Raw genomic sequence first — 23,920 nt, forward strand, 5'->3', positions numbered from 1 at the left:
ATGTCCAAGCAATATGGGGACTTCACACCTTCTGAGCTAGTCGATGAGATCCGCCGAGTCTTTGACGCAACTTGGAAAGAAATCGGCGATATGATCGAGCGCTCAGAAAAGATGGTTCGTAAGATCTCCAAGGGGGAGACTAGCGGCGAATCCTATCGCGAAGCGTTATTGGAGATTCTGCAGCATGGGCGAGCTATCCATGTTCCTGCACGTAGGAGAAACAAGGCAGGACAGCTAGTTAAGGTCCGCGCTAAGCGGAACGCTCCTGAGCCTGTCGTGACTCCTGTCGAGCATGAACCAGATCATGAAGATATTGATGACGAGAATCAAGAAGAGCTCGATGCCGCAGAAGATCGTTCTAAAAACTTAGTTAAGAAGCGCCGGAGAAGGTTTTTCAAGAAGACTACGGTGATGCCCAACGGTGGACGCAAACATGTCATCACGATGCCTAAAGGAAAGCGATCAAAAGGCCACCAACAAGGTATGGCTACTTTTCTGGACACGATGCGCCGCGCGGCTAAGGGTCAGCGAGCTAGAGACAAACGTGGAAAAATCGGCGTCACCTTCGATCTGGGAAATGGTGATTTTCGCACCGTCGAAATCGGTAGCCACGACGGTTATCATCTCTCAGACGTCCTCTCTGATATTCGAACGTTTAAGGACGGAGATGTAGAAGCCTGGATTAAAGATCAGCTCATGGAACGGTACAAAGGAGAAGATTTTGATCCTGATGACTATTCGATTGTGCAGACTGACATCACAATTTACGACGCTGCCCGTGGCAAGGAAGAGCGTAAGGCGCTGGATCAGCAGGATGCTCGACGTTGGAATCGCGACAAGAAGGGCAATCGCCTGATTGATCCGCAACCACCTTCTGGACGAAAGTCACGTCGGCGACGAAGAAATCGTGATCAATGATAGTCAGAGGAGGGACATACCAGCATGGCTGACCAGGACAGGATCGAAGAGTTTTTGAGTGGAGCCCTGGGCAGGCTGCTGCCGGCCGATGTTTCCGTTGACTCGGCTGAGTTAGCCCGCACTCTCAGGGAGCAACTAGTCGATACCCAATGGCTCGCGCAGCGCCTGAATGTGTCCGAGGCCGTAGCTAGGGTGCAGCGCAGTAGGTGGAAGGATTCGTTCCCTAGTCCGGTCGTGCAACGGCCTCTTTTGCATCTGAAACATGAGGTAGAGGAGTTCATTCAGGCACGTGAGCTCTATAAGGGCCCGGGCAAGCCCCTGAACGCGACGCGACGTACTGAATAGAAATATGCAGGTGGGGCCAGAAACAGAACGTTTCTGGCCCCACCTGCATTTAGTTGTCTCAAGAAAAATTCGATGTTCCCGAAACTGCGTGGTGCTTTGCGTATCGGCTACAGATTTCAGTTCGAAGTGCGGAATTTTTAAGAAGCATCCAGTACATTTCTTCTGCGATTACCGGCGCGGGCTCATTTCCGGAAAGTTCTCGTATCAAGCAATTCGTGGCAGCCCAATGGGCTACCTCGTTCAAGTCGAGGTCGACGATCTGATCCACTGTGCAGGTGTATGTCACCCGTTGCAACACTTTGCTCACCGTCCCTGGACGCCCATGTAGTGAAGAAGAGTTCATTTGCGAGCTGAGGAGATCTCCCAACGTCCTATATGTTAATTAAGATTAGCATAATTGGGTGTCAAAGAGAATGATCAGTTAGATTGAAAAGACTAGGCCGCGATCCGTTCGTAAGGGCGAAGGAGCGAAATGTCGACAAGGGAAGCGTCGCCATCCGCGCCTGGATGGACCCAAAAGTAGTCCATCTCCGCATCATAGAGCTCATGCTCATCAAGAGGCCTGAAATCCTCTTCTGGGCGATACCTCGGGGGAGGAGGCCCCACTATGGCTTCCTCAGTAACCGGGTCGAAGATTTCGCGCTCATTCACCGGCGCCAAGTAGTAGCGACTTCCAGGTACTCTAGCCAGGTACTCATGCCAGGCTTTACGATCAGCACGGTATCGAGAGATTTGCTCAGTCATTTCGTCAAGCGCACCAAGCATGTTTGCGAGTTGCCGAAGGTTCGCTGAAATTCGTATGCGCCATACGCCGTGATCGAGATAGACCATGCCTAACGAAGACATTTCTTTCAATGCTTCGTACACGGCTGTCGCAGAGAGCCCCGTAGAACGAGCTATGTCTTTTCTCGACTGGTAAGGGGTTTCCTCAATCGACTCATACACAAGTGCTGCAACAGGCCCTAGAGCGCGAAATACAGGGCGAATTGAGTAGATCTTCCCTTTAGCCAGCCGTCCGTCGTTTGCAACCAGCCGATCAGCAGATTCCAGACGAAGCTCATACTCATCTGCCTCGCCAAGATATCCCTTCTTCGTCTTGACAACGGGAGTTCCTGGAATCTGGACAAGCTCCTTAAGGAGCTTGGAAATCGTGGCGAAGTGCATGCCCGTCGCAATAGCTAGTGCCCTACACCCAACAGCAAACCGAGTCTGCCCTGTCTTATGAGCAAACTCGAACAATGCCCGCAAGAGTACCCGAAGATAAATCCCCGATCGCATCCGAGAAAGCCTCTGATCAAAAAGATCAATCAGAGCCCTCATCTTCCGAATCTCCCTATGAATATCCCCCCGCTGTGAGTTAAAAGTGTCGTTTATGTTGTTTTTACGAACAGGGATAAAACCCTTGCTGACATGACGTTTTTCTACAAAAGACTCAGCTTTCAAGATCTCGGCTTGAAGTCGCGTGTTTTTAGCATCAGTTGAGTACTTGGAGTACAAAGCGGCAAGCCCTGGAAGTCGACCAGAGGTCATTTCGCTGTCAATCTGGTGAATGTCCCACCCGGACGATACAAGCGAGCAGATAACGGCCATGCGTGCTTCAGAAGGGGATGCATAAGATCCCTCGAAAGGTGCTCCTTCTGCGATGGCGCGGGCCAGTGAAGTTTTCGGTTTGATGCGTGCAGCACTTTGGGCGGTGGGTTGAGCTGGGGTTGGAGAAGTTGTATCGGTTTCCGGTGCTGCAGCTTTGCTTACAGAACAGCGCACAGCGCTGTCGAGGAGCTGATTGATTGATTCAGCAGTGTTGCGCACTGTGAAGATCATCACTGACATGTCGAAGTCAGTGATGAGGGTTTGGCTACCACCCTTTTTGTGCCTGCTACCTGGAACGCGGATACAGCCATGCTTGGCCACACGATGCGGGGAAGCGTCCAGAGAAGCCCAGTGCGTTGCGAGGTGTTCAACGAAGAACCTGGCATCGAGGCAGGTTAGAGTCTCGTTGAGCGGAATATAGATGTGGTGGCCACCCGAGATGGAGCGGTCGACTACATACAGAATGTTGAATGAATCAAGCCAAGCCCGGCACTCTTCGAGGTCAGCATCAAGAGAGGGGAACTTCGCATCGAAGTCGAGGCAGATAGTCTGCGCCTGGCCTTCAGGGGAATAGATCATGACTGCAGCTGGACGTGCTGGTGACCCCTGGCTGATGGGACGTTCGTTGCTAGGAAGGTATTTGCCTTCGGCGTTCATCCAGCGGTAGGTGTTCCGGCCGGCGATTTTGGGTGCGAAGAAGTTCCATTGGGCATCTGCTGAGTCTGTGGATTCGCTCGCAAAATGGTATGTCCCTGTGGACAAGAGGGCATGGGAGTCCCTATATTGGTTCATAGACAGAGTAATCCTCCTGTGGGTATGCAAATGTCCCCCTTCCCTTCGGGGAAGGTTGTTAACTAAACAGTCCTTTCTTCTTTATGCGGTGGATCGGATTTATATGGATCAAACGAAACTCGCAATTTCGTTTAGATCGTGAAGGTTAGAAGCCTTCTCTGCATTACTCAGTTGGCGCTAAGTGATGCTTCAGACTTCTAAGATGAGTGGATCGGTTGGCGCTGATCCGCTCATCTTTTGTTTAACCAGCTTTGAGTTTGGGCTCCTCATTCCTTTCGGCTGCTTGCTCAGACAAGAACAAGGGAATCCCGTTTTCGTCGAGGGGTAACTGATCGGCAAGGACTTCGAGGAAGTGGCCGGCGCTCATCCCAGAACGATGAGCGATTTCTTTGAACCTGGCTCGGCTTTCGGCCGAGATGGCATAAGTTGCAGTGACTGCATCTTTTCGCATTCCGTACCCAATCCGAGGGGTCGTTGTTGATGTGCTCATGCCCTTAAACCTAACCGAATCTTTATAACGTGTGAGTGTTGATGCGGGTGTGTCGGACGAAAATTAAGTCTGAAGTGGGTTAATGTCATGATTTTTTGGAGTCTCCAAAGCTGTCCGACTGCCTCCTTGCCAAGATTTTGGTCTTTAAGCATTACTTCCGCATGCAAATATACGAGGATGAACTTTTCTTGCACCACTGTGAAATAATGTTGAGGAGACATTCGCCAGTGGGCCTTAGCGCTCCGTTATTGACTATGCAGCTTTTACTGTGAGAACTTCTGACCAATGGGTGGTGTATCTGGGACTCATCATTTCTCTTTTCATCTCCCACGCCGGACCCTGTTGCAGACCCGCTAGCCCCAGGCCAATGGACTTCACCCCGTGTTCTCGTCGAATCTGCTCTACAAGGCTGCCAATTTGTTTCTGTTCATGAGCTGAAACGAAAGGTTCGAAAGTTTCCTGCATTGCCGCCGGCCTGAGATCCGTGAGCACCACACCAGCCCTGGCATAACGCACACCCACCAGAATTTGTGGCAGCAGTTCCTTAGCCGCCTTAGTGAGGACTACGGGATCGGACGTAGGGCCAGGCAACTTAACGGTAATCGCCGGTTGGTAATTCTGCTGCTGGTTGTAATAGCTCGTCATTGCCCAGGCGCTCAGCACCCCTGCGTGTTTCTTGTGACGGTGGAGCCTGGCAGAGCCCTGCTGCGCATAGATCCCCAAAACCTGTTCCATGCCCACACGATCAGTGATCGGCTCAGCAAAAGACCTGGAAAATATCAGCTGATCCTTGATCGCGCGCTCCTCCTCCATTGGGATGCACGGAATACCGCGGAGCTCCAGCACCGTTCGCATCTGGACGATAGAAAATTTATCCCGGATCCGCACCGCATCAGCATCACGCAGATCCTTAGCCGTCCAAATCCCCAGCCCTCGCAGTCGTTTGGTGAGCCGTGGCCCGATACCCCAGATTTCCACTGCCGGCAGCCTGCTCAGCAGCGTCTCAGTTGTTTCCCGTGGCGCCCGATCCCATACGCACACGCCACGCAGCTCAGAAACGTGCTTTGCCGTCTTGTTGGCCATTTTCGCCAACGTCTTCGACCGAGCGATTCCCACGCAGACTGGCAGGCCGGTGAGCCTCAGAACCTCTGATTTGATCTTCTCCCCAAGTACCTGCAGCTCCTCTAAAGTGCCTTTGACGCCCAGGAAAGCTTCATCAATGGAGTAGACCTCCACCCAGGCAGAAAATCTAGAAAGCAGCTTCATAACACGCGAACTCATTTCCCCGTAGAGCTCGTAATTAGAGGACTTAGCAACAAGCCCGAGACGATCAGCATCTGCAGCGAGCTTGAACCACGGCGCGCCCATTTCAATGCCCAAAGCCTTAGCTTCGGAAGAGCGCGCGACGGCACAGCCGTCATTATTGCTAAGTACGATCACCGGCCGCGATTCTAGTTTGGGATCGAAGACCCGCTCGCAGGACACGTAGAAGCTATTGACGTCTACGTGTGCGATGTACTCCTGGTGAGGATTATCAGTTAATTGAGATGGTGAAGACATGTGGTGGCAACTCCCCAAATCCTGAAATCCGATAGCTCAGCAACATGTAGGTCGGGATAATCAGGGTTCTCCGCTTTCAGTACTACTCCGGTAGGTCCAAGGGAGAGCCGTTTAACGGTCATCTCTCCGTCGATCACTGCAATAACCACGTGTCCATCATGCGGTTCAACTGATCGATCAACAATAAGCTCGTCTCCATCGCTGATACCCGCATTTCGCATTGACTCACCCGATACGCGAACAATGAAGGTCGATACCTGGTCCCTAATCAGCATCTCAGAAAGATCAATTTTGGAGTCGCTGTAATCCTGGGCTGGGGACGGGTATCCCGCGCTCACTCTGCCGAGAGCTGCCGCCACGACAGCTTTAGCCGAAGTGATTGGGGCACACTGAAGTATTCGATCTATTCCCATACTGCTCAACTTTCCTTAGAACATATATTCTAACTCTAAGGCTAGGTTATGCATCGGACGGTTCGATCACCTCATGCATTCTGAACCGAACACAGATCGCAGCTAAAGCATCTTGGGAGCGAGCCGGGGCTTCTTAATAACGTTGCGATCAAAGGCATAGCTTCGAGATAGTTGATCTAAGGAAGTGAGGAGTGACTGATGGCAGACGAACTTATCAGATTAGAACGACGAAGGATTCAGCTGCAAGTGGTGCAAAAATTACTTCTACGATGCCGGCTGTGGACGTTTTTGCTTGGCATTTTCCCACTTACTGCAGTTCTGATGCAGGTATTGAATCCTGGTTCAATGCCAATGCCTCTTTTTTGGGGCTGTCTCGTATTTATCGTGCCGGCAGTAGTCTGCTTTGTGCGCATGCTTCAGTATGAAGACCGGGTCCGGGTGGTTCGGCAGTATGTGCTCGACGAAGAAGCGAATGTTAGGCTCATTTGATTCGCTGCTGCAGCGTTCAGTGCTGAAAACCGGCGAGATGTGTTGCTGATTCCATGATTTTCATCTGCCGACATGAAAGAGTGGACTGCTTTTAACTTGGAAGCCTGGGCCGAAGAGAGTATCGTTGATACTACAGAAGGTGAGGACAAGGTCCCTCATTATGAGTTTGGAAGTCTACAGAACGTATGCGTCTGTAGGCTTTTCCATTTTAAACTGGGCGGTTCTTAAGTACTCCGGGAACTTTGTTCCCGCCAGAGACCCAATTGGCCACATCTGAGTCAATACTTCGAATTATCCGCAGTGCATCTCTGAGCACGTCCATCACATCAATCTGGAATAGCGGCTCCATGTGGGATACACGGTTCCTGAGTCCGTGGACATGATTCACTAGCCAATAAGTCTTGGACCCATCTGAGTCCTGGATATTTGGGAAGGCACGGACGAGACAGTGAGTCCACATCATTTCGCGATTGATGTTCTCTTGCGAATTTCCAGCCTCAGGCGCGTGATTGGGTAAGAGATCTTTCCACATTCCGAACATCACTTGCGCTAGAACATCGTCATGCGTGACCTGGGCCCCGAATCTTCTATGCTCTGGTGCGCGCGCAATTGATTCTTTGTTTGCTCGGCTCAAAGCGCTGCTTCTCTTGCTAGAGATCAGCCCGCGCAACGGAGTTTCTGGTTCTTCAAGTAGCCAACTTGCCCTGCCGCCATTCGCCTGATTCCAGGCTTGCAGCTCACGATCCATGGCGTTACGTAAAACCACTTCGGTAATACCAAGGATCGATTGTGTTGCCGCAGTCAGCTCAAGATTCCATTGATACAGCTTCAAAGCCTTATCTTGATTTCCGTCAGCGGCATCGAGATAGGGCTGCATGCGAGAAAGATGCAGGCAATTGATGATTTTCTGTCGAGTGCTAAATGAGGCCACCGGATAATCATCCTCGATAGTCGCATGGGAATGAAATGTGAGCGCCAAGACCGCGATAGCGGTACACGCTAGTTACGGAGCCAGCGGGGATTCTAGAGAATTTCTGGGCGCTGGACGAAGACCCGCTTCGTGTCTAGATCCTATGGTTGGTGGAGGCTACTGCAACAAGAAATATCTTTTGAAATATCTATTGAGCATTTCAATACAAAACAGTAGGCTGTGTATTGTTATGAAGAACACAGAGACCCAAGCGACCTTGTCAGCGGCTAAAATGCCGCTGGGCAAACCAGTCATAGGCTGGTTGTGTGGTCTTGGCATTAAGTCGTTGGGAACTGCTGTCTTCTTAACTGCGATTATTTGGGAAGCGACAAAGTACGGAGTGGAATTCGCTTCTTTCATTGCTATGCTTTCGAGCCTCGTTACGATGGCCTTCTTGCTTATCGGAGGTCATTTGTCAGATGCGCTCCGCCCAAGAAAGATGATGTTGTTGGCCTCAGTCTTCTTGTCGGTCATCTTGGCTGTGGGGATGATTTGGTCAGTTGCTAGCGGGGGCAATGAGATTCAATTAGTGGTTCTTACTGTTTCGACTGGTTTGTACGGTGCAGTTAGCGCACCAGCAGCCGCGACTTTAACGAGAGAGCTTACGTCTATCCAAGCATTCCCGAGGGCGCTGTCGATTGAGCAGTCTCTGAACCAACTCACTCAAGTCGTTGGCAGACCGTTTGGTGGCCTGCTTGTTGGAATTGGAGGATTTGCTCTAGCTTCTGGGGTGAATATTCTTACGGTAGTTGCGATTATCGTGAGCCTGCTGGCGATTCCCTCGAATCCAGAGAGACTAAACCGACCCAAGATCGCATTTATGACCGCACTGCGGGAGAGCGCGGTGCTTGCAAGCAGGCAACCAGTACTTAGAATCACAGTGCTGACAACTGGGGTGGTTGCTGGTTTCCTCATTCCTTTTACAGTCTTGATAATCCCACTCTGGGCACGTGCTAGCGGCGAATCGCCTTTGACCGCTGGTATGGCAATGGGTGCTGTCGCTGGTGGAGCATTATTCGTAACTGCCTATGCAAGTATCCGTGGAACTTTCAACAGGCTAGGGGCGACAGCTTGCATCGGTATTTTTATCGCTGCTATTGGAATGATCTTATTTGTCTTGTCCACCGGGGTTTGGGCCTTTGGCGCGGCTTTCGTTGTTGGCCTGGGTCAGGGAATCTACATTTCGCATGGCGCTCCTTTAGTCCGAGCTGGAGTACCTATGGACTCGATGGGGAGAGTGCAGGCTATTCTCGCGCTCGTGCAATCACTGTTCATGACGCTCTGCTTGCCGCTACTGGGCATGCTCAGTAAGGGCGGTGACCCATACCCAGCTTTGTGGACCATGTCTTTCGCGCTGATACTGATTGCGATTATCGCAATCACCACTAAATCTTTCCGTGAAGCCACCCTGGCCTCATTGGAACAGTGAATTCCGGGCGAGATACGTCCGGAAGGAAGGAAAAAATGCAGAAGAACAACGGAAACAAGAAGATGGTCATCGCTATGAAGAAGGTCAGCAAGGTGACCAAGAAGAGCCAGCCGACTCTGTTCTAAAGGACCAACATCCAGTTGATGCCCGTCACAGAGTGTGGCGGGCTTCAACGTTTGCACTACCAATATTTTTAGCAAGGAAGAACGCAGTGGACTACATCAAAAAGTTTGAAGCCCTATCAGGAACTATTGAAGAACGCTTGGCCCACGCTTCTCATGAGCAATTAGCGAAAATTGCCACCGAGGAACTTAGCAATTTCATGCGAGAGAATGACTTTGATGCACAGGACTTTCTTTCCTGGTCGGTGTCAGCGGAAACGCTTCCCTACCAGGGCTGGGACTTCGATTTCGGTGAACCTGCAATTACCGTAGCCCGAACAGAGAATTTGAGAATTGACCTACTGTACTGGATGCACAAGGCAGCACCGGTGCACGATCATGTAACTTGTGGATCATTCGGTGCGCTAATTGGGGATCGCCTACACCCTCGTTATGAGTTCACTGCGGCACCTGGGGAAGAGATTGATGGAGCAATCACCCTAGGTAATTTGGATGCGACTGATCTTCGCTTGATGCGTGAACGCGAAGCTGAACCGATCCTCCCAGAACTGATCCACGATATCTATTGGATTGATACTCCTAGCGTTACGATTGTTGTCCGTTGCAACGAACATCCAGGAATCGTGCGTCGCCCCGCAGATTACTACGCTCCTGGAGTTCGCATCGTCGATCCAATGCGGTTGAAGGATTCACTTGTCAAGCGCAGGAACGAGGCAATGGAACTTCTCTCCTTAGCTGACCCTGTTGCCTATGAGAAAGCGTTGGTCAACGTTTTTACTAGCGGGTCTCCAGAGCAGCAGGTCCAGTCCTATATTCAAGGCGCCGAGGAAAATGAAGAAGTGCTGATGGCAGTTATGGAGAATGTTCACTCATCAGAACTGCTCAAGAAGCTTAGCGCTGGACGAGAAACTTATGAGCGCAGGGCACTTTTCTCAGGTGTATACAACGGTGAAGACGAACAGGTTCAACTCCTTGCAGCCTTGCTCTGGGCTGGAGCGAACAGTGAGCAGACCTTAAAGATTTTCATTGAACGGTTTGGAGAAGGCACCACACAGGATCATATCGATGAAGCCTTAATTCGATTGGCTGACATGGATGAGTCGCTCCAAGACTTTTTGGGGACTCCAAAGGAGCTCGTAGCCTAGCAATGAACTATCGATTAGCGCCAGATGTGTACTTTGCGCAAAACGGAAATGACCAGGAAACCAAACTGGTAGGAGTTTCGTCGTCCGCATTTGAACAGTATGAAGTGTCCAATGATCTTGCCGCTACTTTGATCAGCGAGGATCCAGCGATTTCGGCCTCTGACCTTACGGCTAAACATGGCTTGGCAGATGAAGTGTCTGCAGAACTGTCAGAAGCATTGTCCGGGCTCGCGGATGCGGGAATTTTGGTATCAAGCGATGCCAGCGGAGAGTCTTCGGAAGTATCCGAAGAGCAGCGCGGCTCATCATGGCTCCCACGAGCGATACAGGGCCCTTACCACGATGTCTTAACCACACGTCCTGACGTGGCGCATCTATTCGAGACCATTCAAAGATTTACGTTTACGACGCCGGCTATGTTGTTGGCCTTGGATTCCGCGATTAGATACATTGTCGATAACGAAGTGCCTGGTGACATTGTTGAATGCGGAGTATGGCGCGGAGGAACACTTCAAGCAGCAGCACTGCTGACCCAGCAACTTGATCCTTCACGACATATATGGGGATATGACACGTTCTCCGAAACATGGGAATCCCCTAGCGTCAACGATTCGCTTACCTCTGCACCTGAAGTCGATCTTTCGCAGCTCACCGAGTTTGCTTCAGAATCAACTGATCCTCTAGTTAGCGAAGAAGCAGTAAAAAGACTTCTGCTTGCAACAGGGTTCCCAGAACCTCAGATTCATCTTGTTAAAGGATTGGTGCAGGAAACACTAGCGCAGGAGAAGCCGCAGCAAATTAGCTTGCTTCGACTAGATACTGATCTTTACGATTCGACTAGAGTCGAGCTCCAAGAACTTTACGATTTGGTTGCTCCAGGAGGTGTGATCATTCTCGACGATTATGCAAAGTTCACAGGCCCGACAAAAGCACTTCATGAATTCTTGAATGAACGTAGATTATTTCCGTTGCTCAACCGCCTTGATGAGCAGGGATGCATGTTCGTTAAGGAGCAATGATGATCAAGCCCGTAACTATTGAGAATCTTGAACTGTGGGTTCAAGAATCACTCACTGCTGAAGAATCTGGCAACATGGATGAAGCACTGATCCATATGGTGAAATCCAGTATATTCAAAGCTCCCGGGTACGCTGCCTTTTTTATAGAACAGAGCGGAAGAACGGTTGGGCACGGGGCAATCTACCCCCAACCGTTCAGTGTCGACACGCAGGTTCTATCCCTGAACCTAGGTTCAGGGATCAATGTGGAGGAATCTGCTGGTTTACTGCAAGGACTATTTGACTATTGCTTGAAGCTTAGTAACTGCTCAAATGGAGAATTGGTTGCAAGAATCCGACTCAAAGAGGAAGAATCCACGAACCAGGTTTATCGAGCACTTGACGCGATAAATTTCCGGAAAACAAGCTCATCTCTAGTTCAGCGATTGAAGATCGAACAGAACAGCCTCACTGGAAAATTGCCTACCGCATTTTCAGGGCAAGCATGGGTTGGGGACTGTCCAGAAGAACTAATTCGTCTTTATGCACCTCTTGTTTCATTATCTGTGAAAGATTCCAACCCGGAATCTAAGCTTCCCCCAGAGAGCTCGATTGAAGCATCTATCTCCACTCTTTGTGCAGTTGAAACTGCGGCCGCCAATGCGGGACGTATTATGATAGCCGCTTGTATCTTTGATCAGACTGGACAAGCTGTGGCGCACACGAGGATGAGTGTGGACTCGAATTGTCCAAACAATGCCATTCAGGGTGTGACCTATGTGAAGAGGGGCGAACGTAGAAAGGGGCTAGGCGTAGCTGTCAAGTCAATGGCCTATGAAGAATTGCGCACGGGATTCCCACTGGTTGAGTATGTGGAAACAACAAATGGCACCACTAATCAGGCGGTTCTTTCAATGAATAAAGCGGCTGGCTATGTGAAACATTCGGTGGAAGTAGAAATGAAATACCTGATGAACCCGCACTGAAGAAGCTACCCAATGACGTGTTAAGCCTGGCTTTCGTAGATTCCTAGATTATTAAGAGCAGAAGAAACGGTTTGCTGGGCCAGTTTGTTGTCGATTGGTTGGCCAGTTGGCAGAAGTACCCGGGCCAGCAATGGTCCAAAGAGTAAGTCGCAAATAAACTCGGAATCGAAATCAGCTCGCAAGATTTCGCCGCGTTTGTGAGCTCGATCGAGAACATTGCGTACATTTTCACGGCGAGGACGAATCATTTTCTCAACGTAGATGTCGCGTACCGCCTCATCCGTGCGGATGTCTTCGAGTAAGCCCGGCAAATTTTTTTGGATTAGCGGAGATGACATCATTTCAGCATCACTGTGCTGAAGTTCCAAGAGATCCAGTTTGAGGCTGCCGGTGTTTACCTCGTCTTGTCCACCAAACCGAGAAAGAAGTATCTCTAGTGCGAGAGTCGAGATGCTTTTATACCTCCGGTAGAAGGCTTGACGAGTTGTTCCGACTTCGGTGACGATCCCATCAACCGTGAGTTTGTCGAAACCTTCTTTTTCCATCCTTCTTTCGGTCTCCTGCACGAGTGCTCGGCTAATCGAAGCGTCCCGTGGCCGACCTTCGTGCTTTGTTGCCATTCGGCTACTTTATCAAATCTAGTTCTGTGAAGACTGAGAACCTGACTAGTGACTACATGGACGAAAAATATACATACGCACTAGAGTGTATTGATGTGACTGCTTTAGGAAATCTAGAAACTGTACTGGGGCCAAAATCCGCTCGGTATTTTGGCTCCGGATATCGTGACGTGAGGCACGAGTTTCTGAACGAAATAAACCTAACAGCTCATGGCGCGGAGACAGTTGCTAGAATTATTTACCCGTCAACGTGGTCATTAGATACCCAAGGGAAAAGCCGCGAACCTCATTTAAGCACCATCGATGCCTTCCTGCTGCCAATGAAGTTATTGGGTATGCAAGAACAAAACCCTGAATTGTTCGTAACTCGTTTTAACTTGCGAGCCAGTAGTGGTGCTAGGACCGACTTAGACCATGTACCCGTTTCACTTAGACTCTTGGGAACAGCGTTGCCCAATGGTTTTCAATTTCGTGTGGGAAATATTCGAGGAAGTTCGAACTATCAGGTGCCGCCACCGCATTGTCTACAGGAAAGCTGCAGAAGCATTTGAACGTTTATGATGATTGCTACCGGGCGATGCTTCCAGAGACGCAGCTGATTAGTTATAACGAAACTGCAGCGACACTACAGGCCGAACATCAGTTTCAATTGCGCCCTGACTACAACCGGATTCTCCCTAAAGGGATCGAATCGGCATATTGGCCAAGTCTTACAGCGGTCGACTATTTGGTGCTGATGGGACAGCTTTCACAAGCACTACTAGAGCTTAGATATCAGGCGGGACGTTCCGGAACCCTATGGATGAGGAGTGTCTCGTTGAGCACGAGCAGCAGGCCTCAGCCACTCGACCAATCAATGACAAGTGCAATGACCATAGTTCGTGATAAATACTTCCAAAGGGCAGGGCGGAAAATTCGAGATATAGCTGTAGAAGCAGTCACAAGCTCTGGTGCTCTATTGCGTGCAGACCTAGCCTACGAGGAGAGCGCATGAAGCACGAGAACGTACCAGCTTCCGTTCTGAAAGCATGCGCTGGAGTACTGGCTACTCAGCCCTACTCAGCAGTCTCTTTGTCAACGCTCACTCAACAAGCAGGGCTTCAAGGAGACGAACTCTCCAGAGTCTTCGAATCGATGCACTCCATAGGAACGGCAATACTGACCTATGAGGGAAACAGTATGCGAACCGCTCAACGCCAAGCATTGTTTCAAGCTTCGACACCGTTGAACCGGTTGCAATTAGCCTTCAGGCTTGTGGGAGAAAACCTCGCCAACGATGTCATTGTCCGCGCCGGAATCAGGATTGCAGCCGAATCCCACAGATATTTTCCCGAACGGAATATCAACCCGTTTCGCACTTGGCAAGGATTTGTCAGTTCTGCATTAATAGATGCCCAAAGCTCAGGTGAAATCCGAAACGATTCCAATATCGATGAGCTTGCGTGGCTAATTACCGCAGCCGGCCTGGGGACGAAAGATTTGTTGGAGTTCACCGGTCGCTGGGAAGACGCACCAGAACTTCTTGAGATGACAGTGGCACTTGCTGTTCGATCACATCAAAATGAATATCACGAGGGCGGCAAGAACGCATGACCGACGAAGCAAGGCCTTTAGTGGTGCTTACAGGAGCGAGCGGAGGAATTGGGAGATCCGTAGCCCTTCGACTGGCCTCAGAAGGGTACGATCTTTTTTGCGCCTTTCATTCTCGTGAACCTCAAATCAGGAATCTGCGATCTGAAATTCTTTCTCTAGGTGCACGATGCGATACATTCAAGTGCGACCTTATCCAGTCGTCGTCTGTGCGTGACATCGTCACAAGAGTCTCGTACCTGTTGGAAGACCCACAAGTGCAACTTAGGGGTTTAGTCAATTGCGCAGCGCTGCTGCTCGGCCCATCATTTGAAACCGCTACTGAAAAGTCCTTCGATAATTATGTAGCAGTCAATGTAAGAGCACCATTCTTTTTAACCCAACAACTCGCCCGGTTAATGGCCCCTGGGAGTTCTGTTGTCAATTTCTCTTCGGCAGGAGCACACTTCTCGAGTCCAGGCGACATCGTGTACTCGATGAGCAAGGCCGCTCTTGAATCAATGACCTTCCATGCCGCTGAAGCTTTGGCACGGAAAGGGATCAGGGTCAATGCAGTGATCCCAGGATTCACTGATAACGGGCACGAACTTTTCTCAGATCCTGTAGTGAGAAAACATATGGAATCTCATGCTGTACTCGGGGATGTTTCGAGCCCTGAAACTGTTGCTGAAGCAGTGCTTTTCTTAATATCTCAGCGGTCATCTCGGACAACAGGTACAACTTTAGATGTGAGTGGTGGCAGCACTCTCGGCTATCGCCATGCAAAAGAACGAATCTCACTCCGGCAAAAATCTCATGTGGATCGGCAGTATTAACAAAGCTGCCACTGTGGCGATTCGACAGCTCGTTGCCGCTTGCTGAGCAATCTTTGGCGGCTTCCGAGTGATTTAGCAGCACGTCGTTCACGAAGAGGCCGCGTATAAAGCCTTTGAATAGTTCCTGTATGGCAATACGAGTAGCTGATTACGCACGGCTTTGCCAGTCAGGCGCCGCGGCGTTCAAAGCTTTAAGCCGCCAAGTCACCAGGTTCCCCTGAGATCTACGCTGGTGCTGGTTATGCAGCCACACACCTAACTGGTGCTCAAATTCCGAAGAATAATTCCTGTATCTGGGCATCTGCCCACGAGTATCAACGAAGTCTTGGAAAGCTTGCAGGTGGGAATTCCATAGCTGGTCCAGCTGCTGCTGATGTGAGTTCTGATCCCAACCAGGCAACGCTTCGAGCAGTACCTTTTTCGAAAGGGGCATGATTCCTCGTTCAAAAGCGCGTCTCTGCGAGCAAAGCCATAAGTGCATAGACTGCTCCACGGGCTCATCATTCGCCGCAGGCATCCGATCGTGCGCTTGGTAGAAGTCGACAACTGCCGCAAGCCGGTTCCGCCATTTCGTGCTTGGGATACTTGGGCCGCGATCAGCGAGTGCGGCTTCATGGCGTGCACGGAGCCCGGGGGAGTACTTCTCTCGGACCTGCAAATGTAGATGTACGGTGCTGTAGGTCTGGTGACACCAGGTAGAGATCTCACGCACGGTGAGTCCTGCAGCGTACATCATGTCCCATTCAGGATGCCTTGAAACGTCCCACCCAACCATGGAACTACGCTACGTCTTTCATATTTAACGTCCTAGGGATTTCGCATAATGCGCATAAAAGTAGGGATGCGTCGCTGGTGCAAAGCATCCCTACATTGGTCGCATCCAGAACACCTTGAGGTAGTAAATATCCAGATACTATTGCTTGGCATCTTGGGGGACTGCCAAGCAACTGATTCATGCACTATCTTGGGGGGAATGCGCATAAATCATGAGATGAAACCCAAAATTACGGCAATCAACTCACAGCTTCTACCGTTTCATATCTGAGTAAGCTGGCGCAACTATTCGCAGTGAACCCGAAACGTTTCGGATCCTAGATTCGTCACCTAAGGCCTATGCTTCTTATTCTCGACGTGGCAGAGTAAAAGGCTCTTGAAAGGTAACGGAAGAGCTGGGCTGTAGCCGCCCGCTTGGAGGAGGAGAGAGCGACCATGAGGTTTCGCCATTTGACCATTGACTGCGCTGATCCCTATCTTCTTGCGACCTTTTGGAGTCGTATGACCGGCTGGCCCGTCTCCGACATTGACGCGCCTGGAGATCCAGAAGTTTTGGTAGAGGCCCCTCATCCCCTGCCTGGGCTACTGTTTATCCGCGTGCAGGAAGGCAAAACAGTCAAGAATCGAGTGCACATCGATTGGCAGCCCACAGAACGTTACCGAGATGCAGAAGTAGAAAGAGCCATCCAATTGGGTGCAACGATCTATGCGGATCACCGCTCTTCTGACGGGCGAGGGTGGGTTACTCTGCGAGACCCAGAAGGTAACGAATTCTGCATCGAGAGAAGCGAAGCTGAGCTGCCCCAGTCGTAGCTCGGCTACATATCAACGAGGGGATGTTTTCAGGAAAGCGAATGCAATGTCCAAGCTAATTCCCCTGAACTTCTCGTAGGAGCCTCTGAACTTCTTCTTCAACTGGAAAGCCATCTGGCGCGTTGTGCACAACCCAAGCGACGTGGGGCAGCCCTGTGGGATCTATCAGGCCATGTTGAGTCAAAGTAACGAACCCATTCAGTTGTTCGGGCTCAATCAGCCTGTGTCTGGATAGCGAAAACAGATCAGGGCCACGATCTTGGTAAGTGGCGTCCTGCGGTCTTTCAAGCCACGGATTAATCAGATACACAGAATGACCTGGAAGCTCTTCTCGATAGAATCCTTGTTCAGGATTATCAGACTTTTGCTTCAGGTCTAGATAGAGCTCTAGAGCAGAAGTGCTTAAAAGCTTCAGGCACTCCGAAAGGTGTGAATCTTCGCAAGAAATGCTTTCGAAAACTCGGCGAAGCTTGCGTTCCTGTTTCTGCGATTCAAGCATCCTCTCATCGCGTTCACGGTCGTTTCTCTGCACTAGTTCATCCCAGTAACTACGCCAACAACTTCCGCAATAACCACTCGGAGAACAGATCGCGTCTACTGCTTCTCTGCGACTATGAATCCGAACCGGCTCATTACACCTTGGACAACGTAAACCCTTGAACGTCACAGGTCGCTCTCTACAAATTGCATTGAGCTCCTTTCGAGACACGTTAAGCGGTGTCATGAAATCTTTCTGCCGACTCTCCACCCAACGGATAGTTTGTCCATCATCATCGAAAGATTGAATAGCCCAATAGCGTCGATAAGCTTCAACGTGCGAATGCGGCGCAGTCATGAAACCTGAGCTATCCGAAAAGATCATATAATCACGGTCCACAGCATCATGAGTGGTGCCGTCGTTAGAACGTGCATGATCTTCCACATTCTTAGCAGCGAATTTCGTTATTGGTTGAGGCTCTGCGACAGTCCCCCGTTGGAGAGTCCTGATCTCAGTAAATAGACCGACGCCAAGAAACTCATCATCTGCTGCACTCATTTATGACTCCTTCACGCAAATTGGACCTGCCATTCAATAATCTCCCGTCTGATGCAGATCTTCATGAAGATTGGGGTGTTATCGAACAAGCACTCGGTTGGTTTTTGCTGTCTGGTGGGGACATACCGTGCGTAGCCTCTTGGCGCCATCCTGAAGGCCTTCTTGCTGCTGCGTGCTGTTTGGGTTCTTGTGGGCTAAGTAATCTGGTGCGTTGAAGCTGCTGTGCGCGTCTAGTTTGGGCGGGCGCACATTCTTGGTTGTTGAACCGCTCGCCAGTTGCTGAGTTTCTCGCCAGTTGCGGTGACGATGGAAGGGGTTGTTTGGGGTCCGGTCTGAGGCCCGGCGTCCCTGGGTCCGGCTGGCGGTATGTCCCCATTTTGGGGTGCCGGCTGCTAGCAATGCTGGCCAGCGCGATGGGTCAGGCCGTATGGTCCGGGTAACGCACCCTTATTCAGTCGGTTTCGGATTCATGGGGTTGCTGATTGTGGTGGGTTGGGGTGGTTGAGCGGACCTTGCCGGACATGGCTGCTGCTTCTGTTGGTTTCTTCAACTTGCAGGTTCGTTCCGGGGTATTTGACCCCGGGTTGTGTGTTGAGCCGGTGGGCGGTCGTTTGCCGTGCACGGCAGCTCAAGTAACGAGCGGTGTGTATGAACCGACGACCGTGTAGTCGACAGGAATTTTAGTGCTCATGATGCTCACGGTCCCTGCAGGATGCTGCATGCCCCGCTTGGTCAGGGCAGTATTGGAGATCAGCGCTTCGCCGGGGATTTGTGTGCTTGAGAATGCTGGCGTGCTCCGTTGAGTATTAGTTGACGTGGAACACGCTTTTTCCCATGCCCATGAGTTGAGAAGCTGGTTCGTCAATTAACCGGACCCAGCTACCGCCGTCGGAAGCTGTGAGTCGTATTTTCTCTTCTGAAACGAGTGTGAGTAAGTCTGATAAGTCATTTCCAAGAGGTGTGGGGACGTCGAGACTGTGCATGCTGGCTTTTCGTTTGATGAGCTGAGAAGTGTCAAGGGTTGTCTTTTCACCGCCTGCAGCACCAACGAGCAGGACGCGGCCTCTTCGCGCCAGATGTTCGGTCAGAAGCGATAGTGGTGTGCCTCCGACAGTGTCAATGATGGCGTCAAACTCAGCGGAGGGATTGATGTCTTCTACAGAGGTGAAATTGATGTTCCAGTTTGCTGATTTTGTGTGTGCTGCTGAGGCGGAAATGGGGTCTCTGGTTACGACTGTGACGATGGCGCCGAGACTTGCTGCTAGTTGGGTTGCCAGATGCCCGACACCGCCAGTTCCGCCCACTATGGCTAGCCGTGTGCCTTTGACTATTTGGGCTGTTTTTACTGCATGTAGGGCGGATACTCCAGCTGCGGGAAGTGCTGCCGCGGCATAAGGATCGATATTCCCGGCAACGACTGCCAGATCATGGCGTGAGACGACCCGTTGTTGTGCCCAGGCTCCTGAATAGCCCCACGTGGTCACGGTGGAACCGACCGGAGGGCCCTGTCCATCAGAGCTTGTTTCAATAACAGTGCCGAATGCGTCCCAGCCAGCAACTTGACCTGAGCGCCAAGGTAGAGAAGTCTCTCCTCGATTGAGGGATATAAGGGTAACTTCCACGAGTACTGCATCTGGGGTTTCGCGTGTGGGTTCAGGGATGGTAGCTAACTCGAGTCCATCGGCTGCGAGAACAAGTGCCTTCAAAGTAAAACCTCTTCCGGGTGACAGGACGCATGACATGTGTCCTAAGTGAACGATAGGTGGGGTCTTGAGGAGTGTGACGCCTGGAGATGAACCTTATATTGGATATTGTAGTCCAAAACATGATACGCTCCTCCCATGGCTAGACCGCGCTCTTTTGACACCACTGCCGCCCTTGATGCTGCTATCAAGGAGTTTCGTATCAACGGTTTTGAGGAAACATCGACCGACCAATTGTGTGAAGCTGCAGGCGTTCGTCGCAGCAGTCTTTACAACGCGTTCGTGTCGAAAGACGAGCTTTTCATTCAAGCACTAGAACGCTACACGGAGGTTATGGCTGAAGCGCATGCGACAGTTCTGACTGACGTTAACCTCGATGGAGGGACCCGGCTTCGTCGGGTCGTGGAGATGGCTGTGGATGAAGAGCGTGCAGCGTTTTCGGGGGGGCGCGCGGCAGGCTGCATGATCGTGCAATCCTACATGTCCCCAACTCTTCGCGCGCGGGACGGGCGCATCCAAGATATCTTGGATCGCGACCTTGAGCGGCGCCTAGAGCACATGGTCCATGCGGCAACGATCGGCCAATCGGATGGCAGTGTTACCCCGGGGATGTCGCCAGAAGATGTGGCAATGCTGGTGATTACCGCTATATCTGGAATGAGGGTAACGGCAGGAGCAGGAGCTGAGCCTGATCTAATTGAGCGTGTCGCCAAGGCCAGCCTGGATTCCGTACTAATTCACTAATTTTCTGATCATCACACCTTTTCAAAACTGTACTTTCATTCTGTATTTTCAAATACAGAATGAAAGTACTGCCCTGTCCAAAACCAACAGCTCCACAACGACCTTTCGAAGCTGTCAGGGCAAATTAGGAAAACTCACCTAGGGAGGAAACAAGATGGCTCTAGATCACCGAGCCCTTGAGTATCGCATCGAGCCCAATGTTCGGATTGTGACAATGGGCGACTGCCAGGAGGTGGAACGGCTGATTGGCGAAGGGTGGACACATCTGGGCAACTCGCGATGGGAAGCTCCATCAGAAGGTCAGCAGATAAGCCAGCAACCTAAGATGTTTTTCCCGGTCCTGAAAGACGGTTGTATCCGCGGCCAGGGGCTTGTGCTCACGCACCCACGAGTCACTGATTGCATTGACTTATGCGCGAATGAAATGGACGAAGGAACACGCCAACACGCGCTCTTCCCCGCTGCATCAGACGCGACGATTCAAACTCTTGTTGCAGAAGCTTACCTAGGCTGGAGACTTGGGGATACATCGCTCCTCATCGCTCGCACTGAGATGGACGGTCCACCCGTCGCGAAGCTGTCCATACGTCGACTCGTCCCACCAGGAGTTCTTGACGTCGGATATGCCACGATGCCAAATCATCGTGGGCAGGGCTATGCCGCGCGTGCGCTCAAAGTATTTACCAACTGGGCCTTTGAATCTGCAGGAATTCAAAGGATTGAGCTTGGAATCAAACCAGCAAATTCCGCTTCTGTACGCACTGCAATTAAAGCTGGTTACTCTTTGGAATCGGTTCGTCGGGCACGTTTGATCACCCCGGATGCAACCTTTGACGATGAACACTCATATGTCGCGATCAAATCAGACCGTAACCGTGAGTGGGGGCAGTCCGCATGAACCGCCTCCAAGGAATGAACGTCAGCGAGTTTCCTGCAGTTCAACCAGGCACAGTCTTCGAGCCAGAAAATGTCGCCGCAGTCCAAGAACTGCTCAAAGCACACAACGCGAGCATCAACCTCCCGCTACGCGTCGTCTCCAGCGGATATAACTGGGGACTCGGTTCAGCATCGAGCCCCACACCAAATACTGATCTTGTACATCTACATCGACTCAACAAGATCAGGATCATTGACCTTGAGCGAGGATTCGCCGTTGTAGAAGCTGGCGTTACACAGGATCAGCTCAGTGCTGAGCTTCAAGGAACATCACGTTTTCTCAACTGCACTGCCTCCTCGGGCCAAACTTCAATTGTTGGAAACATGATGGATCGCGGAGTCGGCCTTCACGGCCAACGAACGCACGATCTACTAGGAGTTGAAGTCGTTCTACCTGATGGCACCGCTGGCACAGTTGGGTGGTGGCCTAACGTGGGATCGCTCGCGGCGAATCGTTGGGGACTGGGCCCTTCGTCGCTTCACCTATTTACACAATCAAACTTTGCGGTAGTCACCGCCGCGACCATTAGCCTTCGACCACGTCCTTCCCGCCGCGAGATCGTGACCTTCACCGTCGACCCCGGAACAATGGAAACGGTAGTCGACCAACTACGCACCCTAGTTGGAGACGGAATTCTCAGCGGCGTCACAAAGATCTACGACGAAGAATCAAGTTCACTTTACGGAGCCCGTGAAGCAAGGATTGCCATTCACGCGTGCATTGATGGTCCTGAGCAGATCGCAGAAGCCAAAATCTCAGAACTTTGGCGGCGCCTCGGAAGCATCCAACCACAACGAGTGCCGGCCTCAAAAGTCAATGATGACCCGCTCATGTCCGCTGTCATCAGCTTGTACGACGGTGACACCAGCAATAGCGAAACCATCGTACGCAACGCACTTAACGCATCAACACAAGGCGCCGATAAACACGGGACCGGCTGGATCTTCGCTTTGCCCTTCCTACCCATGCATGGTCGAGATGTCGTCAAAGCTATCGAAATTGTCCGACAAAGCATCGTCGGAACAAACGTAAGAGCCGGAACTACCGTGAACGTACTTGACCACGACACCGTGGACCTGGTCGTAGCGCTCTCATTCCAGCGTGACGAGACCGGTTCCAATGACGCCCACCAAGTATTTGACCGGATGGTTTCCAAGCTCGTCGACTCAGGATACGCACCCTACCGAGTTGATACAGGGCACACCAGAGAAGACTATGCCGATCAAGGCCGGAGCATTGACGCTCTCCTTGCACAAAGGATTAGTCGAGTGATTGACCCGACCCGAGTTTTTGCAAGTAATCGTTACGTTACCGCCGGAGCAGAATAACGAACCGGCTCAAACCGCCACCAACCTTTGAGCTGGGGCATACAGAAGTGCCTGCAACACCACTAAGTACTAGGTCCACCCTGTAGGGCCAACAAGACAGGAGAGCAGATGTTGCAAACAATGCTGCAACAGCAAGACGATTACTTCTTTGCCGAAGAGGATCGCGTATGGGACGTCCTGGAATGGGTCCAGGAACACCGTCTAGAACTGCAAGACCACGGCGTGAAAGCCCGACAAGGCGGACGCTTGCCTGACAGCTGCGTAGAACTACTGCGCACCGGCGGACTCTTCGACCTCGCGCTCAGCACGGAACAAGGCGGCCGCGGACTAACCTCGGCAGCCCAAGCGCGAGTCTTAGAAGAGCTAGGCACGATCGACGGCAGTTTAGCCTGGTGCGTGATGATTGGCATGGACTCAGGAATCTACCGAGGTTTCCTACCATCCTCCGTGAGCGAAGAAGTGTTCCCCACATCCGGACTGATTAGTGCCGGCTGGATTCATCCTCAAGGTACGGCCGTCGATCTCGGAAACGGGACTTGCCAAGTAAACGGTCGCTGGCAATTCGGCTCAGGCATCGACCATGCTGACGTGTTGCTCGGGGGAGTTCGATACTTCGCCCACGACTCCAGCGAATGGACCTGGCGCATTGCAGTACTCGACAAACAATCAGTCAAGGTTGAGCAGACTTGGGACACTTGGGGGCTCCAAGGATCAGGTAGTCAGCATTACAGCGCAGAGGGTCTCATCATCCCTACCGAGAGAACCTTTTCCCTGCACGAACCGAAACTCGACGGCCCAATGCATCGTCCCCACGATGCCATTCTGCGCAAAATGGCAGGAATCCCTCTCGGTGTAGCTGTGGGCGGACTCAGCGCAGTTGTCGCCGGTGTCCAGAAGAAAGTCGCAGCTCTCCTCAAAGAGGGCGAGAAACCAAACGATCGCGTTCTACATTCCATCGGAAATCTCACCGCTGACCTACTGTCACTACGAGCAAGTGTCTACAGCAGCTTGGCAACAGCCTGGGACGTGTATCAGCAAAACCCTCACACCCAAGCTGATCAAGACTCGATCCTCGTAGCCTCTGCAGCCATTCGTCAGCGCGCATTCCAGGGATCACGAGATCTGGTCATGAAAGCAGGTGACTTGCTCGGCGCCCAGGCGGTTTACGTCTCCGCCGGCGATCTCGGCGCTCGCTTAAGTGACCTGCACGTGATGTGCCAGCATGCCGTAGCCCAACAATCACTACTAGAACTTGCAGGGAACCGCATTCTTGGCGGAAAAACTGCAGGACCATTCCTGTAGGAAAGACCAAA

At 51.4% G+C, this 23,920-nt stretch carries 25 protein-coding genes; 16 read left to right on the forward strand and 9 right to left on the reverse strand.

Annotation, left to right across the window (positions count from 1 at the left end; all coding sequences use genetic code 11):
• A complete protein-coding gene (locus tag M2368_RS17275) occupies positions 1–918 on the forward strand; it encodes a hypothetical protein (RefSeq protein ID WP_133834586.1) in 918 nt (305 codons plus the stop codon).
• Positions 919–942: 24 nt separating this feature from the next.
• The gene (locus tag M2368_RS17280; RefSeq protein WP_133834587.1) at positions 943–1,263 is read left to right on the forward strand and encodes a hypothetical protein; all 321 of its coding nucleotides are present in this window, start codon (positions 943–945) and stop codon (positions 1,261–1,263) included.
• Between the two features lie 435 nt (positions 1,264–1,698).
• Here M2368_RS17280 and M2368_RS17285 read toward each other — a convergent pair whose 3' ends face one another.
• The 4 genes from M2368_RS17285 to M2368_RS17300 all read right to left on the reverse strand — a co-directional run bounded on the left by M2368_RS17285 (position 1,699) and on the right by M2368_RS17300 (position 6,108).
• A complete protein-coding gene (locus tag M2368_RS17285; protein ID WP_133834588.1) occupies positions 1,699–3,432 on the reverse strand; it encodes a winged helix-turn-helix domain-containing protein in 1,734 nt (577 codons plus the stop codon).
• Positions 3,433–3,886: 454 nt separating this feature from the next.
• Complete coding sequence (locus tag M2368_RS17290) at positions 3,887–4,135, reverse strand: hypothetical protein (protein WP_133834589.1); 249 nt, start codon at positions 4,133–4,135, stop codon at positions 3,887–3,889.
• A 252-nt stretch (positions 4,136–4,387) separates the two neighbouring features.
• Positions 4,388–5,695, reverse strand: a complete 1,308-nt coding sequence (locus tag M2368_RS17295) for a Y-family DNA polymerase (protein ID WP_133834590.1) — start codon at positions 5,693–5,695, stop codon at positions 4,388–4,390.
• Entirely contained in the window at positions 5,674–6,108 is a 435-nt protein-coding gene (locus M2368_RS17300) for a LexA family protein (RefSeq protein ID WP_133834591.1), read from the reverse strand. Before M2368_RS17300 ends, M2368_RS17295 begins: the two co-directional genes overlap by 22 nt.
• A gap of 198 nt (positions 6,109–6,306) precedes the next feature.
• Between M2368_RS17300 and M2368_RS17305 the strand changes: the two genes are divergently transcribed.
• Positions 6,307–6,597, forward strand: a complete 291-nt coding sequence (locus tag M2368_RS17305) for a hypothetical protein (protein ID WP_133834592.1) — start codon at positions 6,307–6,309, stop codon at positions 6,595–6,597.
• Positions 6,598–6,805: 208 nt separating this feature from the next.
• Here the strand turns inward: M2368_RS17305 and M2368_RS17310 are convergent, their stop codons facing one another.
• Positions 6,806–7,576: a hypothetical protein gene (locus M2368_RS17310; protein WP_498724756.1), complete on the reverse strand. Its 771-nt coding sequence runs from the start codon at positions 7,574–7,576 to the stop codon at positions 6,806–6,808.
• A gap of 181 nt (positions 7,577–7,757) precedes the next feature.
• Here M2368_RS17310 and M2368_RS17315 point away from each other — a divergent pair, with 181 nt between their 5' ends.
• From M2368_RS17315 to M2368_RS17330, 4 genes are all read left to right on the forward strand, one after another.
• Positions 7,758–8,996 carry an MFS transporter gene (locus M2368_RS17315; RefSeq protein WP_166650833.1) on the forward strand — a complete coding sequence of 413 codons (1,239 nt, stop codon included), beginning with the start codon at positions 7,758–7,760 and terminating at the stop codon, positions 8,994–8,996.
• 211 nt (positions 8,997–9,207) lie between these two features.
• Positions 9,208–10,263, forward strand: coding sequence for a hypothetical protein (locus M2368_RS17320; protein ID WP_133834594.1), 1,056 nt, complete (start codon positions 9,208–9,210; stop codon positions 10,261–10,263).
• 2 nt (positions 10,264–10,265) lie between these two features.
• Positions 10,266–11,282 (forward strand): TylF/MycF/NovP-related O-methyltransferase, encoded by a 1,017-nt coding sequence (locus M2368_RS17325; RefSeq protein ID WP_133834595.1) that lies wholly within the window; start codon positions 10,266–10,268, stop codon positions 11,280–11,282.
• The gene (locus M2368_RS17330; protein WP_208294278.1) at positions 11,279–12,247 is read left to right on the forward strand and encodes a hypothetical protein; all 969 of its coding nucleotides are present in this window, start codon (positions 11,279–11,281) and stop codon (positions 12,245–12,247) included. The genes M2368_RS17325 and M2368_RS17330 overlap by 4 nt, the downstream gene beginning before the upstream one ends.
• Positions 12,248–12,267: 20 nt before the next feature.
• On the opposite strand, the gene M2368_RS17335 is transcribed toward M2368_RS17330, so the two are convergent.
• The gene (locus M2368_RS17335) at positions 12,268–12,867 is read right to left on the reverse strand and encodes a TetR/AcrR family transcriptional regulator (RefSeq protein WP_133834597.1); all 600 of its coding nucleotides are present in this window, start codon (positions 12,865–12,867) and stop codon (positions 12,268–12,270) included.
• A gap of 26 nt (positions 12,868–12,893) precedes the next feature.
• Between M2368_RS17335 and M2368_RS17340 the strand changes: the two genes are divergently transcribed.
• The 4 genes from M2368_RS17340 to M2368_RS17355 are packed head-to-tail and all read left to right on the forward strand — an operon-like array spanning position 12,894 to position 15,272.
• Entirely contained in the window at positions 12,894–13,418 is a 525-nt protein-coding gene (locus tag M2368_RS17340; protein WP_166650834.1) for an AvrD family protein, read from the forward strand.
• Positions 13,419–13,444: 26 nt separating this feature from the next.
• Positions 13,445–13,861, forward strand: coding sequence for an AvrD family protein (locus M2368_RS17345; protein WP_353653992.1), 417 nt, complete (start codon positions 13,445–13,447; stop codon positions 13,859–13,861).
• Positions 13,858–14,460 carry a TetR/AcrR family transcriptional regulator gene (locus M2368_RS17350; protein WP_133834600.1) on the forward strand — a complete coding sequence of 201 codons (603 nt, stop codon included), beginning with the start codon at positions 13,858–13,860 and terminating at the stop codon, positions 14,458–14,460. The genes M2368_RS17345 and M2368_RS17350 overlap by 4 nt, the downstream gene beginning before the upstream one ends.
• Positions 14,457–15,272, forward strand: coding sequence for an SDR family NAD(P)-dependent oxidoreductase (locus M2368_RS17355; protein WP_133834601.1), 816 nt, complete (start codon positions 14,457–14,459; stop codon positions 15,270–15,272). Before M2368_RS17350 ends, M2368_RS17355 begins: the two co-directional genes overlap by 4 nt.
• A gap of 148 nt (positions 15,273–15,420) precedes the next feature.
• Here the strand turns inward: M2368_RS17355 and M2368_RS17360 are convergent, their stop codons facing one another.
• On the reverse strand, positions 15,421–16,047 hold the full coding sequence (locus M2368_RS17360) for a helicase associated domain-containing protein (protein WP_353653991.1): 627 nt from the start codon (positions 16,045–16,047) through the stop codon (positions 15,421–15,423).
• A 434-nt stretch (positions 16,048–16,481) separates the two neighbouring features.
• Here M2368_RS17360 and M2368_RS17365 point away from each other — a divergent pair, with 434 nt between their 5' ends.
• A complete protein-coding gene (locus tag M2368_RS17365) occupies positions 16,482–16,859 on the forward strand; it encodes a VOC family protein (RefSeq protein WP_133834602.1) in 378 nt (125 codons plus the stop codon).
• Positions 16,860–16,914: 55 nt separating this feature from the next.
• Here M2368_RS17365 and M2368_RS17370 read toward each other — a convergent pair whose 3' ends face one another.
• Both M2368_RS17370 and M2368_RS17375 read right to left on the reverse strand, forming a co-directional pair.
• Positions 16,915–17,895 carry a hypothetical protein gene (locus M2368_RS17370; protein WP_133834603.1) on the reverse strand — a complete coding sequence of 327 codons (981 nt, stop codon included), beginning with the start codon at positions 17,893–17,895 and terminating at the stop codon, positions 16,915–16,917.
• An 806-nt stretch (positions 17,896–18,701) separates the two neighbouring features.
• Positions 18,702–19,601 carry a zinc-binding dehydrogenase gene (locus tag M2368_RS17375; RefSeq protein ID WP_166650835.1) on the reverse strand — a complete coding sequence of 300 codons (900 nt, stop codon included), beginning with the start codon at positions 19,599–19,601 and terminating at the stop codon, positions 18,702–18,704.
• A 135-nt stretch (positions 19,602–19,736) separates the two neighbouring features.
• On the opposite strand from M2368_RS17375, the gene M2368_RS17380 reads away from it, so the two are divergent.
• The 4 genes from M2368_RS17380 (at position 19,737) to M2368_RS17395 (ending at position 23,909) form a co-directional block, all read left to right on the forward strand.
• Positions 19,737–20,342: a TetR/AcrR family transcriptional regulator gene (locus tag M2368_RS17380; protein ID WP_133834605.1), complete on the forward strand. Its 606-nt coding sequence runs from the start codon at positions 19,737–19,739 to the stop codon at positions 20,340–20,342.
• Positions 20,343–20,496: 154 nt separating this feature from the next.
• Entirely contained in the window at positions 20,497–21,240 is a 744-nt protein-coding gene (locus M2368_RS17385) for a GNAT family N-acetyltransferase (protein WP_133834606.1), read from the forward strand.
• Positions 21,237–22,607, forward strand: coding sequence for an FAD-binding oxidoreductase (locus tag M2368_RS17390; protein WP_133834607.1), 1,371 nt, complete (start codon positions 21,237–21,239; stop codon positions 22,605–22,607). The genes M2368_RS17385 and M2368_RS17390 overlap by 4 nt, the downstream gene beginning before the upstream one ends.
• A 108-nt stretch (positions 22,608–22,715) precedes the next feature.
• Entirely contained in the window at positions 22,716–23,909 is a 1,194-nt protein-coding gene (locus M2368_RS17395; protein ID WP_133834608.1) for an acyl-CoA dehydrogenase family protein, read from the forward strand.
• Positions 23,910–23,920 lie beyond the last annotated feature (11 nt).

Origin of the sequence: Arthrobacter sp. JUb119, from assembly GCF_024807995.1 — a bacterium.
Taxonomy (GTDB): domain Bacteria; phylum Actinomycetota; class Actinomycetes; order Actinomycetales; family Micrococcaceae; genus Glutamicibacter.